Raw genomic sequence first — 1,970 nt, forward strand, 5'->3', positions numbered from 1 at the left:
CCGGCGGGTAGCCGTAGCCGCCGGGGCGGCCGGCCGGCGGTGCGCCGCCGGGAGCGCCGGGGGCCTGGCCGGCGGAGGAGGAGGCGAGGGTGCGGCTGCGGACCCGGTACAGGCCGGTGTCGAGGTCGTCCGCCTTCTCCAGGTGCACCTTGATGGGGCCCATGAAGGTGTAGCGCTGCTGCTTGGCGTAGTCGCGCACCATGCCGGCGAGCTCGTCGCCGAGCTGGCCGGAGTACGGGCTGAGCCGCTCGAAGTCCGGGGTGCTCAGTTCGACGATGAAGTCGTTGGGTACGACGGTGCGGTCGCGGTTCCAGATGGTGGCGTTGTTGTCGCACTCCCGCTGGAGCGCTCCCGCGATCTCCACGGGCTGCACCTCGGACTTGAACACCTTGGCGAAGGTGCCGTTGACCAGACCTTCGAGACGCTGCTCGAACTTCTTCAGGACTCCCATGGGGCACCTCCTCCGTAGCTGCCGTCCTGTGTACTGCCCGGCGCACCGTTTCGCGCACCGCCTACCTGGTACTGCTTACTGATCGTATCCACGCGCAGGTCGATCGGCTGGTTCCCCCTGTCGGCCCGGTCGACGGGTGTCGACGCCTGACGAAGTTCCCTCCGGAGCCCCTCTTCGAACTCCTTCGGCCGTGCTCGTGCGCGTCGTTCTGCCATGGATCGTAGAGGGGGCCGAAGACCAGTGTCCCGCACCCGGCTGTGGACTCCACCCGGCTCCTGGACAGACGGGGACTACCGGTACGAGGTTGATACGTGAATCAGTCGGCGTCGCGACATCGGGAACCGCGGGGAGGCCGGCCGGGGCGACGCGGGCTCGTCGGGGCCGGTGGGGCGGCGGGAGCGGTCGCGGGGAAAGGGATGTGAATCCATCCCGACCAGCGTGCTAATGTTCTGGGTGTCGGAAGGCGCAAGGCCCCAAAAGGCAAGGCCCGGAAGACACACCCAATGCGCGGGTGGCGGAATAGGCAGACGCGCTGGATTCAGGTTCCAGTGCCCGCAAGGGCGTGGGGGTTCAACTCCCCCCTCGCGCACACCGTCGAAACGGGCGGCATCCATCGGATGCCGCCCGTTTCGCATGCTCGGAGCGGGTGCGGCGGCGGGACGATGTGTGAGGAACATCTCATGATCCTTTTCGTCGTGGAGCGGTGCGCCGCCCACCTCCGAGGCCGCCCTTCCGAGGCCTTTGGGGAGAACTCGGAAGAGAGCGGGAAGGGCGCCGACGGGACCTCCGGAGCGGGCCGCGCGGGTTCACTCGCGAAGGCCCGCCGATTCCGGTGCGGGCTACGAAGGATTCACTCGCGGAGGCCCGCCGACTCCAGCGCGGGCCGGCGCAGGGCGAGGGCGGCGGGGGCGACCGCGGAGACCGTGGCGAGCACGGCGCAGGCGGCCGTGACGGCGGCGAGCGTGGACCAGGGGAGGGCGATCGTGGCGGGGGCCGAGAGCAGGACCAGCGCTCCCCACATGCCGACCAGGTCGAGCACGGCCACGGTCAGGCCCAGGACCGCGCCGACCGCGACCACCGTCAGCGACTCCGCGCCCACCATCCGCAGCACCTGCCACCGCGTGGCCCCGGCCAGCCGCAGGACCGCGAGGTCGCGCACCCGGTCGGAGGTCGCCATGACCATGGTGCCGACCAGGGAGATGCCCGTGTACAGCAGGGCGATGCCGAGGACCAGCAGAAGGCCGTAGCGGGTGGTGCGTTCCGTTCCGGGGTCCGTGGCGGAGAGCCACTGCTCCGAGGTGAGGACACGACCGCCGGCGGGCCGCACCGCCCGCTCCAGCCCGGCGGCCACCACGTGCGCGTCGGCGCCGTCCGCGAGGGCGACGTCCACCCGGTCCGCGCGGGCGCCCGGCGCGTTGGCCGGGGTGACGTAGACGCCGTTGTCGCCGGTGCCGGTGGTCATCACCGCGGCGATCCGCAGCGTCCGCTCCGTGCCGTCCCCGAGCCACACCCGCACGCG

The 1,970-nt window shown here is 71.4% G+C and carries 2 protein-coding genes and 1 tRNA gene; 1 reads left to right on the forward strand and 2 read right to left on the reverse strand.

Features of this window, described 5'->3' with window-relative positions:
- Nucleotides 1-451, reverse strand: a 451-nt coding sequence (locus B7767_RS13945) for a DUF3662 domain-containing protein (protein ID WP_143652437.1), incomplete at its 3' end; no start/stop codon positions are given.
- A 505-nt stretch (nucleotides 452-956) separates the two neighbouring features.
- Here B7767_RS13945 and B7767_RS13950 point away from each other — a divergent pair.
- A tRNA-Leu gene (locus B7767_RS13950) sits at nucleotides 957-1,040 on the forward strand.
- A 261-nt stretch (nucleotides 1,041-1,301) separates the two neighbouring features.
- Here the strand turns inward: B7767_RS13950 and B7767_RS13955 are convergent.
- The coding region (locus B7767_RS13955; RefSeq protein WP_143652439.1) for an ABC transporter permease at nucleotides 1,302-1,970 on the reverse strand (669 nt) is incomplete at its 5' end.

It is taken from the genome of Streptomyces sp. 13-12-16 (genome assembly GCF_002114215.1).
GTDB lineage: Bacteria > Actinomycetota > Actinomycetes > Streptomycetales > Streptomycetaceae > Streptomyces.